Source organism: Aeromonas bivalvium (assembly GCF_046078285.1).
Lineage (GTDB): Bacteria > Pseudomonadota > Gammaproteobacteria > Enterobacterales > Aeromonadaceae > Aeromonas > Aeromonas bivalvium.
In genome coordinates this window covers 1,490,583-1,510,809 of the sequence record NZ_JBGXBV010000001.1, presented here as the reverse complement: position 1 = coordinate 1,510,809, position 20,227 = coordinate 1,490,583, and the positions used below count along the sequence as shown (strand labels likewise).

The window sequence follows — 20,227 nt, the reverse complement described above, 5'->3', positions numbered from 1 at the left end:
TCGCCGGGGCCGCGCCTGGCAGGCAATGCATTTGATATGTTCGTCCGTTTTAAAATCACTTGTCGAGATCGATAGCATGCCGAAAAAATTCTACGTGTCATGGGATAACCTGCAGCGGGAAGCCCGTCGTCTGGCTCGTCGTCAACTGCCCGTCAGCCAATGGAAAGGGATCATCGCCGTCAGCCGCGGTGGCCTGGTACCGGCAGCCCTGATGGCCCGTGAACTGGGCATTCGCAACGTCGAGACCCTGTGCATTTCCAGTTATGACCACAACAGCCAGCGCGAGCTGGTGGTGGTCAAGGGCGCGACCACGGCAGGGGATGGCGAGGGCTGGCTGGTGGTGGACGATCTGGTGGATACCGGCGGTACCGCCAAGGCCATCCGCGAGCTCTACCCCAAGGCCAAGTTCATCACCATCTTCGCCAAGCCGCTGGGAGAGCCGCTGGTGGACGACTTCGAAGTCGCCATCCCGCAGGATACCTGGATAGAACAGCCCTGGGACATGGCGCTGGAGTTCACCACGCCCATCTGCGAAGAGCAGTGATCGGCCAGGCTGCCAGGGTGCAGCCAGATGAAAACGGGGCTCCTTCGGGAGCCCCGTTTCGTTGTGGCCTCCCCATGGACTCAGTCCGGGGTGGTTTGCCATGGCCAAACCTGGGTAAGATGGGCCATTGATGGACGGCATGAGAAGAATGCGGTGAAGCCAAACGACGATATTAACCTGACCGAGCAGCTGTTTACCCGGGTCAAGCAGGTGCTGGAAACCTCGCAGATCTCCAACAGCAGCCCGGTGGATCCCCAGGGCGAGAGCGAGGACTTCATCGATGGCTCCGCGGTGCGCAGCTGGTATCGCCTGCTGCGTCGCCCCTCCTGGGCCTGGCAGGGGGCGGATCCGGTCGAGGTGGAACAGATCCTGGCCCGGATCGCCATGGGCAAGGGGGAGCGCAGTCACCCCGAGCTGCTCGATACCATCAAGGGCTATGTGCCGGGCAATTGGGTCTACGAATGGAGCCAGCAGGCCGGGGGCTACTTCAAGCAGGGACGGGCCCTGGCCGAGGCGGGCCGACAGGCCGAGGCGATCGAGACCCTGCTCAAGGCGGTACGTTATTACTCCATCGCCAGCTATCCCCACCTCAAGTACGACGAGCTGGCGGATCAGGCCCAGCTGCTTGGCAACCTGGCCTACCGGGAGGCGGGCCGCCTGTTCGAGGTGCCGCTCAAGGAGATCCAGGTGCCGTTTCGCGGCAAGCACATCCAGGGGTATCTGCATCTGCCGACCACGGACAAGCCGGTGCCCCTGGTGATGGTGAGCGGCGGCATCGACTCCCTCCAGCTCGATTACCTCAACTTCTACCGCAAGCACCTGGCACCCAATGGCATCGGCATGCTCTCCCTGGACATGCCCGGCATCGGCTATGCGGAGCACTGGCCCCTGGTACAGGACACCAGCCGCCTGCACCAGGCGGTGTTGCAGTATCTGACCGACGTGGCCTGGGTCGATCACCAGCGCATTGCCATGGTGGGTTTTCGCCTCGCCGGCAATGTGGCGGCCCGCCTCGCCTTTATCGAGCCGTTCAAGTTGCGCACCGTGGTCTGTATCGGGGCCGGGGTCAATCAGTGCTTTACCGACCCGTCGCTTTTTGCCAAGTGTCCGCGCATGATGCGTGATAGTCTGGCGAACAGACTGGGGGGAGATGCGTCCGACTGGGAGCTGATCCGCACCAAGAGCCAGGTCTTCTCCCTGAAAAAGCAGGGGTTGATGAGCACGCGTACTTCCGTGCCCATCCTCAGCATCGGTCACAAGCGAGACTTTATCTGCCCCGAGTCCGACATCCGGGCCCTGGCGGCGGCCAGCCGGAACGGCAAGGCGGTGGTGTTCGACAAGCAACCACTGCGAGAGGTATATGACAAGGCACTTAACGAAACGGTAACCTGGCTAAAGCAACATCTATGTTCTTGAATACGTTCTTTTTACGCCATTCATATCTCGGTTGATGGATGGCACTGCTTGTTCAACACGGAGGTTAACATGTCAGAAAGAGTCACCTACAAACGTCTGCTGCGGCAATTTGCCGCCATCGGCCCCTATCTGCGCGAAGATCTGTGCGAGGAGGGGCGCTATTACTTCGATTGTCTGTCGGTTTGCGTCAGCGCCAAGGCGGCGCCGGACAAGCGGGAGTTCTGGGGCTGGTGGCTGGTGCTGGAGCAGGACGACCACCATTTCCGCTACCACTATCAGCTCGGCTTCTACAACGGCGAAGGCAACTGGATAGACAAACCTCTGCCCAAGAAGCACCAGGCCGAGGTGGAGCGTTCCCTGCAACACTTCTACCGCCTGATCAGCGCCAAGTTGACCCAGCTGGAGTGCCAGCTCGCCCCCGCCGAGCAGGTGACCTGCGAGTTGTCGGTCACCGCCGCCTGACCCGACTGCCCTGCCGGGGTTAATTGCCTTGCAGGGCAGCAGGGCCGTGGGTATAAAGGGAATCCTTACCTTTTTGCCTTGTCAATTCCATGGAAAACAAAACCATCGTCGTCAAGCTGGGCACCAGCGTTCTCACCGGGGGCTCGTCTCAACTCAATCGTGCCCACATGGTCGAACTGGTTCGCCAGTGCGCCGCGCTCCATCGCCAGGGCCACAGAGTGGTGCTGGTCAGCTCGGGGGCCATCGCCGCCGGTCGTGCCCACCTGGGCCACCCGCCCCTGGCCTCGACCCTGACCAACAAGCAGATGCTGGCGGCCGTGGGTCAGACCCAGCTGATCCGCATCTGGCAGGATCTGTTCAACCTCTATGACCTGCACGTGGGCCAGATGCTGCTGACCCGGGCCGATCTGGAGGACAGGGAGCGCTATCTCAATGCCCGCGATACCCTGCGCACCCTGCTCGACCACCGCATCATCCCCGTCATCAACGAGAATGACGCCGTCGCCACCGCCGAGATCAAGGTGGGGGACAATGACAACCTCTCCGCCCGCGCCGCCATCCTGGCCGATGCGGATCTGCTGATCCTGCTCACCGACCAGACCGGCCTCTTCACCGCGGATCCGCGCACCAATCCCGATGCCCAGCTGATCGAGGAGGTGCAGACCATAGACGACACCCTGCGCAAGCTGGCCGGCGGCAGCGTCAGCGGCCTGGGCACAGGTGGCATGGCCACCAAGCTGCAGGCGGCCGATGTGGCGCGTCGGGCCGGGGTCGAGGTGGTGATCGCCACCGGCCAGGTGCCGGAAGTGGTGGGTCGCCTGGCCGCCGGCGAGCGGATCGGCACCCGTTTCCCGGCCCTGGCCTCGCCCCTGGAGGGACGCAAGAGCTGGATCCTGGCCGGCCCCCCTCCTCTTGGGGAGGTCCAGGTCGACCTGGGGGCCGTGGCCGCCATGCGCGACAAGGGCTCCAGCCTGCTGCCCAAGGGGATCACAGGGGTGAGGGGCATCTTCGTGCGGGGCGACGTGGTGCGGATCCTGGATCCCAGGGGGAGCGAGCTGGCCCGCGGCATCTGCCGCTACAACCACGATGAGCTGACGCGCCTGCGCGGAGTTCACTCGGATCAAATCGAGGCACTGCTGGGCTACGGCTATGGCGCCGTGGCCATCCATCGCGACGACATGGTGCTGCTGTAATCGAGTCGGCGGGCCGAGCCCGCCCTATGAAAGGATAAGAAATGAGTCTGGAGACATTGGGACAAGCGGCCCGCGGGGCTGCCTATCAGCTGGCCGCCATCGACACGGCCCAGAAGAATCGGGCGCTGCTGGCCATCGCCAGCGAGCTGGAAGCCCGTCAGGGGGCCATCCTGGCTGCCAACGCCAAGGACATAGCAGCGGGGCGGGAGGCCGGCCTGTCCGACGCCATGCTGGATCGCCTGCTGCTCAACCCCGCCCGGCTCGCCGGGATAGTGGCGGACGTGCGCAAGGTGGTCAGTCTGGACGATCCGGTCGGTGCCGAACTCGACAGCCGGGTGCTGGAGAACGGCCTGCGCCTCTCCCGGCGCCGGGTTCCCATCGGGGTGATAGGGGTCATCTATGAGGCGCGCCCCAATGTCACCATCGACATCGCCACCCTCTGCCTCAAGACAGGCAACGCCAGCATCTTGCGGGGCGGACGCGAGACCTTCCACTCCAACCTGGAGCTGGTCAAGGTGATCCAGGCCGCCCTGGCCAGCGCCGGTCTGCCCATCGCGGCGGTGCAGTACATAGACAACCCGGACCGGGCCCTGGTGGGCGAGCTGCTGCGTCTCGATCGCTACGTGGACATGATCATCCCCCGTGGCGGCGCCGGGCTGCACAAGATGTGCAAGGAGAACAGCTCCATCCCTGTCATCATCGGCGGTTTTGGCATCAGCCATGTGTTCGTGGATGCGAGCGCGGATCTTGCCCGCTCCCTCGCCGTCATCGACAACGCCAAGGTGCAGCGCCCCTCAGCCTGCAACGCCCTCGATACCCTGCTGGTCCACGAAGGGATTGCCGCAGACTTGCTGCCGCAACTGGTCGCGCGCATGAACGAGCAAGGGGTGACCCTGGTGGCCCATGGCAACGCCCTGGCCCACCTGACGGGGGCCAAGGGAGTGCGTGAGGCCGGGGCCGAGGATTTCGACACCGAATGGCTCGGTCTGACATTGGGGGTCAAGCTGGTGGCAGATGTCCACGAGGCGCTGGCCCACATGCGCGAGCACAATGCCAGCCACTCGGACGCCATCCTGACCAATGATCTCTACAACGCCGAGTGCTTCGTCAACGGCGCAGGTTCGGCGGCCGTCTATGTCAACGCCTCGACCCGCTTCACCGATGGCGGCCAGTTTGGCCTGGGGGCCGAGGTGGCCGTCTCCACCCAGATGCTCCATGCAAGGGGCCCCATGGGGCTGACCGAGCTGACCAGCTACAAATGGGTGGGGCAGGCGGACTATCTCTCCCGTCCCTGAGCCCTTGCCCCCAGCAAAATGCCGACCCCGGGGTCGGCATTTTTTCATGTCAGGTCTGGGTGTCCAGGTCTGGGCGTCAGCGCACGATCAGCACGGGGCAGGGGGCGTGGCGCACCACGGATTCCGCGACGCTACCCACCAGCAGGTGGCTGAGGCCGGAGCGGCCATGGCTGCCCATCACCACCAGATCCACCTTGTCTTCCTTGGCCTGGGCGACGATCTCGTCGGCGGCGCGGCCGAAGCGCACCGTGAAGCTGGCAGGGATCGGCAGGGTGTCGATCAGCTGTTGCAGCTGCTCCCTGGCCTGGCGCTCCATCTCATGGGTGATCTCCAGGGCGGTCATGTGCAGTATCTTGTAGCTGTCAAACCCGTGCAGCTGGTCGACCACGTGCACCAGCTTGAGGCTGGCATCGTGGCTCTTGGCCATGAAGACGGCATAGTCCAGCACCGGCTGGGACATCTGGGAGAAATCGACGGGGCAGAGCAGGGTGCGGATAGACATAAGAGGCTCCTTTCGCGGGGGGCAACCTGGGGTAATGGGTTACCAATGAATCTTGTCTACCGTTATACCAGCTTGCCGGGCAATAACGTGTGATGGGGGCGATGGTTTGACAAAAAGGCGGCAAAGGTGGGGCGGGAAGCGGGGGATCGTATGGGAAATCGGCGCATAATCAGGGCCATGGAGAGGGATTCGAGGTAATGGGATGCAATTAGCGAGATTCACCCTGCTGCTGTGCTGCGGCCTGTTTTCCCTGACGGCGCGGGGGGAGGTGCTGCCGGTCTATTGCGATGACTGGCCAGGCTTTTGCCATCAGGACGGGGGCGGCCTCTATCTGGATCTGGCGCGTCACATCTACCAGCCCCTCGGCTATCGGATCCGGCCCCAGATCATGCCCTACAAACGGGCGCTGGCCATGGTGACCAAGGGGGGGCAGGGGATGACCATGGGGGTCTATCTCCATGAGGTGGAGGGGGTGCGCTGGCCCCACTACCCGGATGGCGCCGATGATGTGACCGTCTTCATGCTCGACAAGTGGCGGGCGGGCTGGCAGGGGGAGCAGAGTCTGGCCCAGCAGCGGGTGCTCTGGCAGCGGGGCTGGGCCTTCGACAAATATATCGGGGTGCCCATGCGCTGGTATGAGGTCAACAGCCATCAGGATGCCATGAGCCTGCTGCAAAAGGAGCGTTACCGTTACTATCTGAGCGCCGGTGTGCTCCACACCGATGAGCGGCTGCCGCCCGGGCTGAACCGGGTCTTTCTGCGCTGGCTGCCGACCTACCCCATCTTCGCCAGCGACGCCGCCGGGCTCAAATTGCAGCAGCAGTGGGATCAGGGCATGGCTCGCCTCATCCACAGCGGCGAGCTGACCCGCCTCTACCGGGAGAATGGCCTGCTCGACTACTACCGGGATTTTCTGCGCGGCCTCAGGCACAAGGGGGAGGGGCAGTCGGCCCGCTAGGCCCCCGGCTCGATGGGCCTTGGCGAGCCGATCATCCTGTTGAGGAATGAGATTGACGCTGGCGGCGCCTGTTCGGCTCTGCTTTCACCTGCGGATCATGACGCTGCGGCTCCTGCTCTATGGGCCTTGGCGAGGCGATCATAGAGGATGACGTTGACGCTGGCGGCGAGATTCATGCAACCCGTTGTCGGCACATAGACCACCCGCTTGACCCCGGCGAACAGCGCCGGATCCAGGGTGCCATCCTCGGGACCGAAGATGTAAAAGGCCCGGGCCGGGTGGACGAAGTCAGGGAGCGGGGTCGCCCCCGGGATGAGGTCCACCAGCACGGGTTCTCCCCCCTGTGGCACCAGGGCGAGCAGATCGTCCACCCCGAGCAGGGGGATCTTCTCCGCCATCTGCTTGGTGTCGGTGGCAAAGCGGCGCGCCAGCTCGAAGCGGCTGCCGGTGTAGCACACCTCGTCGGCGCCATAGCAGCCCGCCGCCCTCAGCACGGCCCCCACATTGGTCGGTGACTTGGGATTGACCAGGCCGATGCCGACATAGTTGCCCTGGGGTTCATCGGCCGACGGGGCCCTGCGCTTGCTGATCTCTTCGTTCATCTCGCTCTCCTGGTTGGGGCGCCATTATAAGGGGGTCGGCCCCCTAGTGCTCGCCCTAGTGTTCGCGAGAGTGCTCGCCTCCCTTGCCCCGGCTGGGGGCAGCTGCACCGAATTGGTGAGCGGGGGAGGCGCCCGGGCCCCTCTGGCGCGGCCCGGACCTCGCTCCGCTGCCCTTGGTGCGCTGGCAAGATACTTGCATCGCCCTTGGGCAGATCACTCTTATCGATGACAGGACACAGGCGTCCGTCCCCTTTGCCGGGGCGGACGCCTTTTTCATTGCCGGCAGGCAGGAGGAAGGATGAAGACCACATGTGCATACTGCGGCGTCGGCTGTGGCATCAGCATCAGGCACCAGGCGGGGGAGTGGCAGCTCGCCGGGGACGACAGCCATCCCGCCAATGGCGGCGCACTCTGCGTCAAGGGGGCTAGCCTGCTGGAGAGCCTGGCCTTTCCCGAGCGCCTGCTCTATCCCCGCCATCAGGGGCGGCGCATCGGCTGGGATCAGGCCCTCGATCTGATGGCGGAGCGGTTTGGCAAGGTGTTGGCAGAGTCCGGGCCGCACGCCATCGGCATCTACCTCTCGGGTCAGCTCACCACGGAGGACTATTACGTCGCCAACAAGCTGATGAAGGGGTATCTGGGCAGCGCCAACGTGGATACCAACTCCCGGCTCTGCATGTCGTCGGCCGTGGTGGCCCAGCAGCGCGCCTTCGGCGAGGACCTGGTGCCGGCCTGCTATGAGGATCTGGGGCTGGCGGATCTCATCGTCATCACGGGGGCCAACACGGCCTGGACCCACCCCGTGCTGTTTCGCCGCATCCAGCAGGCCCGCAGTCGCCGCCCCGAACTCAAGCTGGTGGTGATGGATCCCCGCCGCACCATGACGGCGGAACAGGCCGACCTGCACCTGCCCCTGCGTCCGGGCAGCGACGTGGCGCTGTGGAACGGCCTGTGCCGCTACCTGGTCGATCAGGGGCTCTGGGACAAGGAGTATGTGGCGGCCCACGTCAGCGGCATGGCGCAGCTGACCGAGACCCTGGCCGATCCCGCCTGGACGCCGGAGGCGGTGGCCCTGTGCTGCGATCTGCCCCTGACCGATCTGCTCGGCTTCTACCGGCTGTTTGCCCGCCATCCCCGCACCCTCAGTCTCTACTGCCAGGGCATCAACCAGTCCAACCAGGGGAGCGACAAGGCCAATGCCATCATCAATGCCCACCTGCTGACCGGACGGATCGGCAAGCCCGGGGCCTCCCCCTTCTCCCTCACCGGGCAGCCCAATGCCATGGGCGGGCGCGAGGTGGGGGGGCTGGCGACCCAGCTGGCCGCCCACATGGGCTTTGGCGAGGCCGAGTGCGATCGCCTGCAGCGTTTCTGGGGCAGCCCGCACATGGTGACGGGCCCGGGCCTGAAGGCGGTCGACCTGTTCGAGGCGGTGCATAGCGGGCAGATCCGCGCCCTCTGGGTGCTGGGGAGCAACCCGGCCGCTTCCCTGCCCGACGGAGACAGGGTGCGCGAAGCCCTGGCGCGCTGCGAGTTCCTGGTGGTCTCGGATCTGACCGCCCTGACCGACACGGCCCGCCATGCCAGCCTGCTGCTGCCCGCCCTCGGCTGGGGCGAGAAGAGCGGCACCGTCACCAATTCGGAGCGCTGCATCAGCCGTCAGCGCGCCTTCCTGGCGCCCCCCGGCGAGGCGCGCCCCGACTGGTGGGCCCTGGCCAGCCTGGGGCGGCGGCTCGGCTTCGAGGAGGCGTTCGCCTTTTCGGACGAACACGCCATCTTCAGCGAGCACGCCGCCCTCTCCGGTTTCGAGAACCGGGGATCGCGCCGGTTTGACATCTCGGGGCTGGCCCGGCTGACCCCCGCCGAGTTCGAGGATCTGGCCCCCATCCGCTGGCCGGTCAACGAGGCGCACCCCCATGGTTGCGATCGCCTGTTCGGCGATGGCCGCTTCGCCACGGCTGACGGCAGGGCCCGCCTGCTGCCCCTGCGCCAGCGGGACCCCGAGCTGGCCCCCATGGCGAGCGGGGAGGGGACGCCCCTGCTGCTCAATTCGGGGCGGCTGCGGGATCAGTGGCACACCATGACCCGCAGCGGCCATGTGCCCCGCCTGCTGGAGGCCGAACCCTGGCCCAGGGTGCTGGTGGGCCCGGCCAGCCTGCTGAGCCAGGGACTGGCGGTGGGGGATCTGGTCCGCCTGGAGAACGATCGCGGCCAGGTGCGGGCCCTGGTGGGGCTGGACGAGGGGCTGCGGGAGGGGGAGGCCTTCCTGCCCATGCACTGGACAGACAGCCAGTGCAGCCAGGGGGCGGTCAACCGCCTGCTGGCGCCGGTCACGGATCCCCTCTCGGGCCAGCCCATGTTCAAGCAGGCCAGGGTGCAGATGGCCGCCCAGCCGACCCGCTGGCAGGGGATCTGGCTCGGGGAGGGGGCACCGGCCTTGCGGGGAGACTGGTGGGCGCGTCGCCCCCTGGCCGAGGGGGAGTGCTGGCTGCTGGCCTCCTGGTCGGAAGAGATGAGCGCCTGCTGGCAGCGGCTGGCCCGCTCGGGTCACTGGCTGCGCCTGCCCCTCAAGGGGGGCTGGCTCGCCATCTCCCTGGCCCAGGGCCGGATCCAGAGCCTGCTGCTGGTGGCCGAGCGCTGGCCGGCCCTGAGGGTGGAGCTGCTGGCGAGCCTGCTCAGTCTGCCCCTGCAGGCGGGTGGGCTCAGCCAGACCCTGAGCGACGCCTTCGCAGGGGATTCCCGCCTCGTCTGCTCCTGTTTTCGGGTGACGGAGGCGCGCATCGTCAGCGCCATCCGCGAGCAGGGGGTGAACGAGCTGGCCGGGCTGCAGGGGCTGCTCAAGTGCGGCAGCAACTGCGGCACCTGCCTGCCAGAGATAGACAAATTATTGATACAGCATCGCTTTCTGGAGTCCGCATGATGAAACATGAACACAGCAGCCAGGGCGCTCCCTGGCGCCCGGAGGGGAAGGGACAAGGGGATCAGGGCAGCGCGTTGTTCGGTGCAGCCAGGCGGGAGGGAAGCGCCATGGCGCAGTGCCATATCAGCCTGGTGGGGGCGGGCCCGGGCCCTCTCGAGCTGCTCACCCTGCGGGCGCTGCGCCGCATCGAGGCGGCCGAGGCCGTGGTGTACGATCGCCTGGTGGGGGCCGAGATCCTCGCCCGCATCCCGGTCGGGGCTGCCCGGTTCGACGTCGGCAAGCGCTGCGGCGAGCCCAGCCCGAGTCAGCAGGAGATCAACGCCCTGTTGCTGGCCCTGGCCCGTACCGGCAAGCGGGTGGTGCGGCTCAAGGGGGGAGATCCCCTCATCTTCGGCCGGGGGGGCGAGGAGGCCCTGCACCTGGCCCGTCATGGCTTCGAGGCGGAGCTGGTGCCCGGCATCACGGCGGCCCTGGGCTGCGCCGCCAGCAGCGCCATTCCCCTGACCCAGCGCGGGCTGGCCCGCTCCGTGACCCTGCTGACCGGCCACCTGCAGGGGGGAGAGCAGTTCGGGGGCTGGGGCGCCCTGGTGGCGGCCGGCCACACCCTGGTCTGCTACATGGGGCTGGAGCAGGCGGCCAGGATAGAGGCCGGCTTGCGGGGAGCGGGGGCCGACGCTGCCCTGCCCGTGGCCCTGATAGTGGCGGGGTGCAGCGAGCGGGAGCGGGTGGTGCGCTGCCAGCTCGACGGCCTGAGCCGGGCGGCGCTGGCCCTGGAGGGGGAGACCCCGGTGCTGATCATCCTGGGTCAGGTGGTGGCGCTGCGCGATGAGCTCAAGGGTCTGCTCGGCGCCCTGGCGAGCCGGGTCGCCTGATGGCTGCCCGGGCTCGACGATGGCAGGGAGAGGGGGCAGCCTGGGCTGCCCCCTCTTGCGTTGAGCCAGGGCCTGGAGACGGAGAGGGAGTCCGGGTCTACCCCTTCTACCTAGAGATGGATAAATAGGGGGTAGATTCAAACACTTGGCCTCCAAGTTGCGTCGGTTCCATCCTGTTCGACGGAATGAACTGATGAGAGGAAAGGGCATGTCACATCCAGTCGGTGGCCAGGAAGGCCGCCACTCCATCTTGCTGATCCATGCCGATGACAGGGTGCAGGCCAACCGGCTGGGGGCCCTGGTCAGCCATTATGGCCACAGCCCCCGCATCCTGGACGAGGCCGGTCTGCTGGCGGGCAGGCTGCAGGGGGAGGGGCTTCTGATCAGCTGCCGCCGCTTCAGCGCCGAGATCCGGCTGGCCATGGCCCAGGGGTTGCATCTGCCGCGGGTGCTGTTCTGCGATCGGCTGACGGTGCAGCAGCAGGCGGATCTGCTGACCCAGGGCGCCCTCATGGTGCCCCACGGCTGCGGCGAGCGGGAACCGGTCGAGCAGTGGTTGCGACTGGCCCGGGCCCAGCTGGCCATGGTGCAGCAGCAACAGCAGGCCCAGGATGCCCTGCGACTCAAGCTGGAGGAGCGGCGCCTGATAGAGCAGGCCAAGGGGCGTCTGATGCGCCACCAGGGGCTGGATGAGGAGGCCGCCTACCAGGCGATGCGCAGCGCGGCCATGGCCCAGAATCACAGTCTGGCCGAGCTGGCCCGCCGTCTGTTGCAGGCCCTGCCCGGCTAGGGGCCGGATCATCAGGTGTTGGGTGGCCATTTTGGTGCAGTTGCGCCGCGCTGGCGCAGCCGGTGGGGGAGATGGGCGAGGGCATAGGCGTTGCCAGGGGATTTGCCAACCTGGCACGCATCCTGAATAACGTACAGAGAAGAGCAATAACAGGCAGGCGCCGCCACCGCGGCAAGCCGCCGGGCCCCCAGGGGCCGACCACCATCAACATTGGGCAATGTGGCCCCATCGACCAGACGGTCGATGGGGCTTTTTTTTTTGGCTACACGGCGAAGGCGGGGCGCAACGGCGCGCTTCCTCCCGATCCGGACAAGGATGTAACGAGGTGAACATGACGCCGAAGATGATATGGAAAGGGGCGCTGCTGGCCATGCTGGCCATGCCGGCCCTGGCGGCCACGGAGCTGGGCGCTGGCCCCATAGGGGCGCCGGAGAAAGAAGAGCTCAGGCTCGGCTTCATCAAGCTGACCGACATGGCTCCCCTAGCGGTGGCCTATGAGCAGGGCTATTTCGAGGATGAGGGGCTCTACGTCACCCTGGAGGCCCAGGCCAACTGGAAGGTGCTGCTGGACAGGGTGATCGACGGCGAGCTGGACGGCGCCCAGATGCTGGCGGGCCAGCCCCTGGGGGCCCATGTCGGCATCGGCACCCGGGCCGAGCTGGTGACCGCTTTTTCCATGGATCTCAATGGCAACGGCATCACGGTCGCCAACGCTGTGTGGCAGGCCATGCTGCCGCACCTGCCGAAACAGGCCGACGGCCAGGTGGCGCGTCCCGTCTCCGCCAGCAGCCTCAAGCCGGTGCTGGCTCAGTATCGCCAGGGGGGCAAGCCCTTCAACTTCGCCATGGTCTTTCCCGTCTCGACCCACAACTACGAGCTGCGCTACTGGCTGGCCGCCGGTGGCATACACCCTGGCTACTATGCCCCCCTCAAGGGGGATGACTCGGGTCAGCGCGAGGGGGAGGTGATGCTGTCGGTCACGCCGCCACCCCAGATGCCCGCCACCCTGGAGGCGGGCACCATCATGGGCTACAGCGTGGGGGAGCCCTGGAACCAGCAGGCGATCGCCAAGGGGATAGGGGTGCCCGTCATCACGGACTACGAGATCTGGCGCAACAACCCGGAGAAGGTGTTCGGGGTCAGCAGAGGGTGGGCCGAGCGCCATCCCAACACCCATGCCCGCCTGGTCAAGGCCCTGATCCGCGCCGCCCACTGGCTCGACGCCAACGACAATGGCAACCGGCTGGCGGCCGCCAGGCTGCTGGCCCGTCCCGACTATGTGGGGGCCGACGAGCAGGTGATCGCCGCCTCCATGACGGGCACCTTCGAGTACAACAAGGGGGATGTGCGCAGGGTGCCCGACTTCAACGTCTTCTTCCGCCATCACGCCACCTACCCCTACTACTCGGACGCCATCTGGTTCCTGACCCAGATGCGGCGCTGGGGCCAGATCCCCGAGGCCAAGCCGGACGCCTGGTTCGAGCAGGTGGCCAAGGCGGTCTATCAGCCGGGTGTCTATCGCCAGGCGGCCCAGGCCCTCATCGAGGAGGGCAGGCTCAAGGCAGGGGATTTTCCCGATTTTGCCAACGAGAGCGGCTTTCGCGGCCCCCAGCAGGGCTTTATCGATGGCGTCGCCTATGACGGTCGCCACCCCAACGACTATCTGAATCGTCTTGCCATCGGCCTCAAGGGCGATGAGCAGGTGCAATGAACCCGGGATAGGGAGAGGCAATGATGAAAACGACCGCGAGTGGGCGCCTGCTGGCGCCCTGCATGGGGATACTGCTGTTCCTGCTCTTCTGGCAGTTGGGGGCGAGCCAGGTCAATACCAGCCTGGGCACCCTGCCGGGGCCGGGGGCCACCGCCAGCCAGCTGTGGCAGCTGACCGAGGAGCATCTGGCCGAGCGGGAGCGCGAAGCCGCCTTCCTGGCGCGCCAGGCGGCGCGCAACGCCGAGCGCCTCGCCGCAGACCCGGCGGCCAGCGTCAAGGTACGGGCCTATCCGGGGCGCGCCACCTTCTTCGATCAGATAGGCACCAGTTTGCTGACAGTGGCCGCCGGTTTTGGCCTGGCGACCCTGCTGGCCATCCCGATCGGGGTGCTGCTCGGCATGAATCAGGCCCTCTATCGCCTCGCCAACCCGGTGATCCAGCTGCTCAAGCCGGTCTCTCCCCTGGCCTGGCTGCCCCTGATCACCATGGTGGTGAGCGCCGTCTACGTGAGCCCGGATCCCTGGCTGGCGAAATCCTTCGTCAACTCGGCCCTGACCGTGACCCTCTGCTCCCTCTGGCCGACCCTGCTCAACACGGCGGTCGGGGTGAGCTCGGTGGACCCTGACTTGCGCAACGTGAGCCGGGTGCTGCGGCTGCCCTTCCTGACCCACATAGGGCGCATCGTGCTGCCGAGCGCCCTGCCCATGATCTTCACCGGCATGCGCCTATCCCTGGGGGTGGCCTGGATGGTGCTGATCGCCGCCGAGATGCTGGCCCAGAACCCCGGGCTCGGCAAGTTCGTCTGGGACGAGTTCCAGAGCGGCAGCTCCGCCTCCCTGGCCCGGATCATGGTGGCCGTGGTGACCATAGGCCTCATCGGTTTTGCCCTGGATCGCCTCATGCTGGCACTGCAACAGTGGCTGTCCTGGGACAAGCGCCAGCAGCTGCGTTAATCGCCCGGATGGGCAAGGAGTCGTGATGAAAACCTATCTGGATTTGAGTGACGTCGGCATGGCGTTCGACACGGAACAGGGGCGCTTCGAGGCGCTGGTGGGGGTAAACCTGAAGATAGACAAGGGGGAGTTCGTCTCCCTCATCGGCCACTCCGGCTGTGGCAAGAGCACGGTACTCAACCTGGTGGCCGGCCTGCTGGAGCCGAGCCAGGGGGGCATCATCCTCGATGGCCGCGAGGTGGACGGCCCGGGCCCGGAGCGGGCCATGGTGTTCCAGAACCATGCCCTGCTGCCCTGGCTCAGCGTTCGCCAGAACGTCGAGCTGGCGGTCAAGCGCCGGGTGACGGGGCGCGAAGAGGTGGCCGAGCAGGTGGACTACTTCCTCTCCCTGGTGCAGATGGATCACGCCAGCCACAAGCTGCCCCACGAGCTGTCGGGGGGCATGAAGCAGCGGGTCGGCATAGCGAGGGCCCTGTCCCTTTCTCCCAAGGTGCTGCTGATGGACGAGCCGTTCGGCGCCCTGGATGCCCTGACCCGGGCCCATCTGCAGGATGCCCTGATGACGATCCAGGCGGAGCTTGGCAACACCGTCATCATGATCACCCACGACGTGGACGAGGCGGTGCTGCTCTCCGATCGCATCGTCATGATGACCAATGGCCCGGCGGCCACCATAGGGGAGATCCTCGATGTCCGCCTGGCCAGGCCCAGGGACAGGGTGGCCCTGGCGGACGACCCTGCCTACCACAGGCTGCGCCAGCAGGTGCTGCATTTCCTTTACGAGAAGCAGCGCAAGGTGACCCCCCTCAAGGCAAGCGGGCAGGTGCGCAGCAAGCTGCGCGCCTGAGCCCCACGGCATTCAAGGAAGAGAGATATGGCTAACAAAGAGACATTACTGGTGGTGGGCAAGGGGATGGATGGTGAGACGGGCGATCAGGTCAGCGACCAAACCATCAACATGGCAGCAAAGCAGCAATTGCTGGTGGTGGGCAACGGCATGGTGGGCCACCACTTCGTGGAGCAGCTGGTGGCGGCCGGCGGCCTGGCACGCTTCGAGGTGACAGTGCTGGGGGCAGAGCCCGATCCGGCCTACGACAGGGTCCATCTGTCCGAGGTGTTTGGTGGCAAGGCGCCCCAGGCCCTGCGCCTGGCGGATCCTGCCTGGTATGAAGAGCAGGGCATGACGCTGCGACTGGGGGCCGAGGTGGAGGCGATCGACAGAGAGAGCCGCACCCTGACCCTGGCCAGTGGCGAGCGTCTCGGTTACGACCGTCTGGTGCTGGCCACGGGATCCGTGCCCTTCGTGCCCCCCATCCCGGGCAACGAGCGGGCGGGCTGCTACGTCTACCGCACCCTGGGGGATCTGGATGCCATCCGCGACGCCTGCGCCCAGGCCCGCAGCGGCGTGGTGATAGGGGGCGGCCTGCTGGGGCTTGAGGCGGCCAACGCCCTGCGCCTGCTCGGTCTCGAGACCCGGGTGGTGGAGTTCGCCCCGCGCCTGATGCCGGTGCAGCTCGACGAGAGCGGCGGCGCCCTGCTGCGGGAGAAGATTGGCGCCCTCGGCGTCGAGGCGCTGGTGGAGAAGGCCACCGAGTGCATCGAGGATGGCGAGCAGGCCCGCCACCGCCTGTGCTTCAAGGATGGCAGCCACCTGGAGACGGACGTGATCCTCTTCTCGGCGGGGATCCGCCCCGCCGACGCCCTGGCCCGCCAATCCGGCCTGGCCGTCGGCGAGCGCGGCGGCATCTGCATCGACGACGGCTGCCACAGCTCGGATCCCGCCATCCTGGCCATCGGCGAGTGCGCCCTCTGGCAGGGGCGCATCTTCGGCCTGGTGGCCCCCGGCTACCAGATGGCCCGGGCCGCGGTGGCGACCCTGTGCGGCGGCGAGACCCGTTTCGCCGGGGCCGACATGTCCACCAAGCTCAAGCTGATGGGGGTGGACGTGGGGGCCATCGGCGATGGCCATGGCAGCACCGAGGGGGCCCAGGAGCTGCTGCTGCTGGACAGGGTCAACGGCATCTACAAGAAGCTGGTGACCGATGGCGAGGGCAAGCGGCTGCTCGGCGCCATCCTGGTGGGGGATGGCACCGATTATGATCGCCTGCTCCAGTACTACCAGAACGCCCTGCCCCTGCCCGAGCCCGCCCTCTCGCTGCTGGTGGCCGAGGGGGCCCAGAGCGCGGCCCCCATGGCGCTGCCGGACAGCGCCCTCATCTGTTCCTGTCACAACGTCAGCAAGGGGGCCGTGGTGGCGGCGGTGCGGGCCGGCAACCAGGATGTGGCCGCTATCAAGTCCTGTACCAAGGCGGGCACCGGCTGCGGCGGCTGCGGCAACCTGCTCAAGCAGGTGGTGGACCAGGCCCTGGCCGAGATGGGGGTAGAGGCGGATCACAGCCTGTGCGAGCACTTCGCCTACAACCGCCAGCAGCTCTATCACCTGGCCAGGGTCGAGGAGATCCGCACCTTCGACGAGCTCAGGGACAGGCATGGCCAGGGGCTGGGGTGCGACATCTGCAAGCCGACGGTGGCCTCCATCCTGGCGTCGCTGTGGAACGAGCACGTGCTGGAGAAGCCCCACCGGGCCTTGCAGGACACCAACGACGCCTTCCTCGCCAACCTGCAAAAGGACGGCACCTATTCCGTGGTGCCGCGCATCCCGGGAGGGGAGATCACCCCGGACGGCCTCATCACCATAGGGGAGGTGGCGCGCAAATACGGGCTCTACACCAAGATCACCGGCGGCCAGCGCATCGACTTGTTCGGCGCCCGGGTCGATCAGCTGCCGGATATCTGGGGCGAGCTCATCGCGGCGGGGTTCGAGACCGGCCAGGCCTATGGCAAGTCGGTGCGCACCGTGAAATCCTGTGTCGGCTCCACCTGGTGCCGCTACGGGGTGCAGGACTCCATGGCCCTGACCCAGACCCTGGAGCACCGCTACAAGGGGCTGCGGGCCCCCCACAAGCTGAAATTTGCTGTCTCCGGCTGCACCCGGGAGTGCGCCGAGGCCCAGAGCAAGGACATAGGGGTCATCGCCACCGAGCGGGGCTGGAACCTCTATGTGTGCGGCAACGGCGGCATGCGGCCCCGTCACGCCGACCTGTTCGCCAGCGACCTCGACGAGGCGACCCTGATCCGCTACATAGACCGGCTGCTGATGTTCTATGTGCGCACCGGGGACAGGCTGCAGCGCACCTCGGTCTGGATGGAGAACATGGAAGGGGGGCTCGACTACCTCAAGGCGGTGATCATCGAGGACAGCCTGGGACTGGGGGCCGAGCTGGAAGCCCGGATGGCGGCCATCGTCGGCACCTGGCAGTGCGAGTGGAAGAGCACATTGGCCGACCCGGACAAGGTGGCGCTGTTCAAGGCCTTCCTGGATGAAGAACCCGCCACCACCCCGCCCAGACGGGAGGAGCGCGGCCAGTGGGTGCCTGCCATGGCGCCCCGCGAGGAGGCCCCCGTCCCCTTCACCCCGGAGATCGCCATCAAGGAGTTGATATGACACAACAAGCCACCTGGTTAGCCCTCTGCCCCCTGACCAGCCTGCTGCCCGGCCAGGGCCGCAGCGCCCGGATAGGGGAGCGCCAGCTTGCCGTCTTCCTGCTTGGGGAGAGGGTCTATGTGCTCGACGACAGGGATCCCGCCTCCGGTGTGACCCTGCTCTCCCGGGGCATCCTCGGGGACATAGGCGGCGAGCCCGTGGTCGCCTCCCCCCTCTACAAGCAGCGCTACGCCCTGATGGATGGCCGCTGCCTGGACGATCCTGCGCTGCGGGTTACCTGCTGGCCGGTGCGGCTGGAGGGTGGCGCGGTCTGGGTGCAACTGAGCTGAGGGGACTGTGCACATTGCCATCAGGGATCACCGGGCTTGCCCGGTGATTTTTTTGTGGCTGAGTCGACATTTCTTGCACGAGAGGATGGCGGTAAAACGTTTTCCATAAATAATAGACAAACGTTTGTAATTGGATGTTTGTCTATGACGGAACGTGAGCAAGAGATCCTCGCCCTGCTGCGCCAGGATCCTATGATTGCCCAGCAGGAGCTGGCGGACAGGCTCGGCATCAGCCGCTCTGCGCTGGCGAGCCACATCTCCAGCCTGATGCGCCAGGGCTATGTGCAGGGGCGCGGCTATGTGCTGCGCGAAGGCCCCTATGCCGTGGTGATCGGCGGCGCCAACATGGATATCTGCGGTAGCAGCCATGACAACCTGCGCATTGGCGACTCCAACCCGGGCCGGGTGCGCACCTCCGCCGGCGGGGTGGGGCGCAACATCGCCGAGAACCTGGCGCGCCTTGGCACCGACACCCGGCTGCTGACCGCGGTGGGCAACGATCAGTACGGCCACCACCTGCTGGAGGTGAGCCAGCGGGCCGGGGTCGACGTGCGCCAGGTACTGGTGCTGGACGGCGAGGCCACCTCCTGCTACCTCAGCCTGCACGATGGCAGCGGCGAGATGAGCTGCGCCGTCAACGACATGGGGATCATCGAACAGCTCACCCCGGCCAGGCTCGCTCCCTTGAGCGGATTTCTCGGGGCGGCCCGGCTCTGGGTCCTCGACACCAACCTCGCCACCCACACCCTGGACTGGCTGTTCGAGCGCCAGGGGGAGCACACCATCTTCGTGGACACCGTCTCTGTGGCCAAGGTGGAGAAGATCCGCCCCTGGCTGCACCGCATCCACACCCTCAAGCCGAACCGCAGCGAGGCGGAGCAGCTGTGCGGCTTGCGCATCGCCGGGCCCGATACCTGGCCCATGGCGGCGGCCTGGTTCCACCGCGCCGGGGTGCAGCGGCTGTTCCTGAGCCTCGGCGATCAGGGGATCTTCTACAGCGACGGGGCCTGCCAGGGCCATCTGCCCGTGCTCGGCAGCCCGGTCGTCAACGTGACCGGCGGCGGCGATGCCTTCATGGCAGGGCTGGCCCACGCCTGGTTGCTGGAGCAGGGCATCATGGAGGCGACCCGGTTCGCCCTCGGCTGCGCCGCCCTCACCGTCAATTGTTCCGATACCGTCTTTTCCGGCCTATCCAAGGCCGCCGTTGAACGCATGCTGGAGGAGTACCCATGTTGAACCCTTACCTCGATATCCAACCTGTCGTCGCCGAAGCCCTGGCCGCCGGCAAACCCGTCGTTGCCCTGGAGTCCACCATCATCTCCCACGGCATGCCCTATCCGCAGAACGTGGAGACGGCGCGCCAGGTGGAGCAGGTGGTGCGGGACAATGGCGCCGTGCCGGCCACCATCGCCATCATAGATGGCCGCCTCAAGGTGGGGCTGGATGAGGGGGCCCTGGAGGCGCTGGGCCGTGCCGGTCATGCCGCCACCAAGTGCAGCCGTCGCGACATCCCCTTCGTGCTGGCCAACAAGGGTCTGGGGGCGACCACGGTCGCTTCCACCATGATCATCGCCGCCATGGCGGGGATCCGGGTGTTCGCCACCGGCGGCATCGGCGGCGTGCACCGCGGCGCCCAGGAGACCTTCGATATCTCCGCCGACCTGCAGGAATTTGCCCAGACCCCGGTGGCCGTGGTCTGTGCCGGTGCCAAGTCCATCCTCGACATCGGTCTGACCCTGGAGTACCTGGAGACCCAGGGGGTGCCGGTCATCGGCTACCAGACCGAGGAGCTGCCCGCCTTCTACACCCGGGAGAGCGGCTTCAAGGTGGATTACCGCCTCGACACCCCGGCGGCGATCGCGCAGGCACTGCGTCTGAAGTGGGAGCTGGGGCTGGCGGGCGGCGCCGTGGTGGCAAACCCCATCCCGGCCCAATTTGCCATGCCCAAGGCAGACATAGACGCCGCCATTGCCCAGGCGCTGCGGGAAGCGGACGATCAGGGGGTCAAGGGCAAGGCGTCCACCCCCTTCCTGCTGGCCCGGGTGTGCGAGCTGACCGGGGGTGACTCCCTGGCGGCGAACATCCAGTTGGTACTGAACAACGCAGCGTTGGGGGCACGCATAGCCGCCAGCCTGTGATCCGCTGTCGCAACATAAAAGAGGGCCCACGGGCCCT

Annotated in this window: 18 protein-coding genes; 16 read left to right on the top strand and 2 right to left on the bottom strand. The window is 66.6% G+C overall.

Annotation, left to right across the window (positions count from 1 at the left end; translation table 11 throughout):
- Positions 1 to 76: 76 nt before the first annotated feature.
- The 5 genes from gpt to ACEUCR_RS06870 all read left to right on the top strand — a co-directional run bounded on the left by gpt (position 77) and on the right by ACEUCR_RS06870 (position 4,910).
- Positions 77 to 544, top strand: a complete 468-nt coding sequence (gene gpt, locus ACEUCR_RS06890; RefSeq protein ID WP_041998458.1) for a xanthine phosphoribosyltransferase — start codon at positions 77 to 79, stop codon at positions 542 to 544.
- 153 nt (positions 545 to 697) lie between these two features.
- Entirely contained in the window at positions 698 to 1,960 is a 1,263-nt protein-coding gene (frsA, locus tag ACEUCR_RS06885; RefSeq protein ID WP_041998460.1) for an esterase FrsA, read from the top strand.
- A gap of 69 nt (positions 1,961 to 2,029) precedes the next feature.
- Positions 2,030 to 2,422 (top strand): sigma factor-binding protein Crl, encoded by a 393-nt coding sequence (crl, locus tag ACEUCR_RS06880; RefSeq protein ID WP_041998462.1) that lies wholly within the window; start codon positions 2,030 to 2,032, stop codon positions 2,420 to 2,422.
- Between the two features lie 89 nt (positions 2,423 to 2,511).
- Complete coding sequence (proB, locus tag ACEUCR_RS06875) at positions 2,512 to 3,615, top strand: glutamate 5-kinase (protein WP_041998465.1); 1,104 nt, start codon at positions 2,512 to 2,514, stop codon at positions 3,613 to 3,615.
- Between the two features lie 41 nt (positions 3,616 to 3,656).
- Complete coding sequence (locus ACEUCR_RS06870; protein ID WP_041998468.1) at positions 3,657 to 4,910, top strand: glutamate-5-semialdehyde dehydrogenase; 1,254 nt, start codon at positions 3,657 to 3,659, stop codon at positions 4,908 to 4,910.
- Between the two features lie 76 nt (positions 4,911 to 4,986).
- On the opposite strand, the gene ACEUCR_RS06865 is transcribed toward ACEUCR_RS06870, so the two are convergent.
- On the bottom strand, positions 4,987 to 5,412 hold the full coding sequence (locus tag ACEUCR_RS06865; protein ID WP_041998471.1) for a universal stress protein: 426 nt from the start codon (positions 5,410 to 5,412) through the stop codon (positions 4,987 to 4,989).
- Positions 5,413 to 5,614: 202 nt separating this feature from the next.
- Here ACEUCR_RS06865 and ACEUCR_RS06860 point away from each other — a divergent pair, with 202 nt between their 5' ends.
- Positions 5,615 to 6,370: a substrate-binding periplasmic protein gene (locus ACEUCR_RS06860; RefSeq protein WP_408788956.1), complete on the top strand. Its 756-nt coding sequence runs from the start codon at positions 5,615 to 5,617 to the stop codon at positions 6,368 to 6,370.
- A gap of 95 nt (positions 6,371 to 6,465) precedes the next feature.
- Here the strand turns inward: ACEUCR_RS06860 and ACEUCR_RS06855 are convergent, their stop codons facing one another.
- Positions 6,466 to 6,972 carry an RNA methyltransferase gene (locus ACEUCR_RS06855; RefSeq protein ID WP_408788953.1) on the bottom strand — a complete coding sequence of 169 codons (507 nt, stop codon included), beginning with the start codon at positions 6,970 to 6,972 and terminating at the stop codon, positions 6,466 to 6,468.
- A gap of 298 nt (positions 6,973 to 7,270) precedes the next feature.
- On the opposite strand from ACEUCR_RS06855, the gene ACEUCR_RS06850 reads away from it, so the two are divergent.
- The 10 genes from ACEUCR_RS06850 to ACEUCR_RS06805 all read left to right on the top strand — a co-directional run bounded on the left by ACEUCR_RS06850 (position 7,271) and on the right by ACEUCR_RS06805 (position 20,190).
- The gene (locus ACEUCR_RS06850) at positions 7,271 to 9,892 is read left to right on the top strand and encodes a nitrate reductase (protein WP_408788951.1); all 2,622 of its coding nucleotides are present in this window, start codon (positions 7,271 to 7,273) and stop codon (positions 9,890 to 9,892) included.
- Entirely contained in the window at positions 9,889 to 10,764 is an 876-nt protein-coding gene (gene cobA, locus ACEUCR_RS06845) for a uroporphyrinogen-III C-methyltransferase (RefSeq protein ID WP_408788949.1), read from the top strand. Before ACEUCR_RS06850 ends, cobA begins: the two co-directional genes overlap by 4 nt.
- A gap of 208 nt (positions 10,765 to 10,972) precedes the next feature.
- Positions 10,973 to 11,554 carry an ANTAR domain-containing response regulator gene (locus ACEUCR_RS06840; RefSeq protein ID WP_041999488.1) on the top strand — a complete coding sequence of 194 codons (582 nt, stop codon included), beginning with the start codon at positions 10,973 to 10,975 and terminating at the stop codon, positions 11,552 to 11,554.
- Positions 11,555 to 11,885: 331 nt separating this feature from the next.
- Positions 11,886 to 13,265, top strand: coding sequence for a CmpA/NrtA family ABC transporter substrate-binding protein (locus tag ACEUCR_RS06835; RefSeq protein ID WP_408788946.1), 1,380 nt, complete (start codon positions 11,886 to 11,888; stop codon positions 13,263 to 13,265).
- A gap of 20 nt (positions 13,266 to 13,285) precedes the next feature.
- Positions 13,286 to 14,218 carry an ABC transporter permease gene (locus ACEUCR_RS06830; RefSeq protein ID WP_111873448.1) on the top strand — a complete coding sequence of 311 codons (933 nt, stop codon included), beginning with the start codon at positions 13,286 to 13,288 and terminating at the stop codon, positions 14,216 to 14,218.
- A 25-nt stretch (positions 14,219 to 14,243) separates the two neighbouring features.
- Positions 14,244 to 15,065, top strand: coding sequence for an ABC transporter ATP-binding protein (locus ACEUCR_RS06825; RefSeq protein WP_408788944.1), 822 nt, complete (start codon positions 14,244 to 14,246; stop codon positions 15,063 to 15,065).
- Between the two features lie 66 nt (positions 15,066 to 15,131).
- Positions 15,132 to 17,723 (top strand): nitrite reductase large subunit NirB, encoded by a 2,592-nt coding sequence (gene nirB / locus ACEUCR_RS06820; RefSeq protein ID WP_408789084.1) that lies wholly within the window; start codon positions 15,132 to 15,134, stop codon positions 17,721 to 17,723.
- Positions 17,720 to 18,052, top strand: a complete 333-nt coding sequence (gene nirD, locus ACEUCR_RS06815) for a nitrite reductase small subunit NirD (protein ID WP_041999606.1) — start codon at positions 17,720 to 17,722, stop codon at positions 18,050 to 18,052. The genes nirB and nirD overlap by 4 nt, the downstream gene beginning before the upstream one ends.
- Positions 18,053 to 18,196: 144 nt before the next feature.
- Entirely contained in the window at positions 18,197 to 19,288 is a 1,092-nt protein-coding gene (locus ACEUCR_RS06810; protein WP_111873445.1) for a PfkB family carbohydrate kinase, read from the top strand.
- Complete coding sequence (locus ACEUCR_RS06805) at positions 19,282 to 20,190, top strand: pseudouridine-5'-phosphate glycosidase (protein WP_408788941.1); 909 nt, start codon at positions 19,282 to 19,284, stop codon at positions 20,188 to 20,190. Before ACEUCR_RS06810 ends, ACEUCR_RS06805 begins: the two co-directional genes overlap by 7 nt.
- Positions 20,191 to 20,227: the final 37 nt, after the last annotated feature.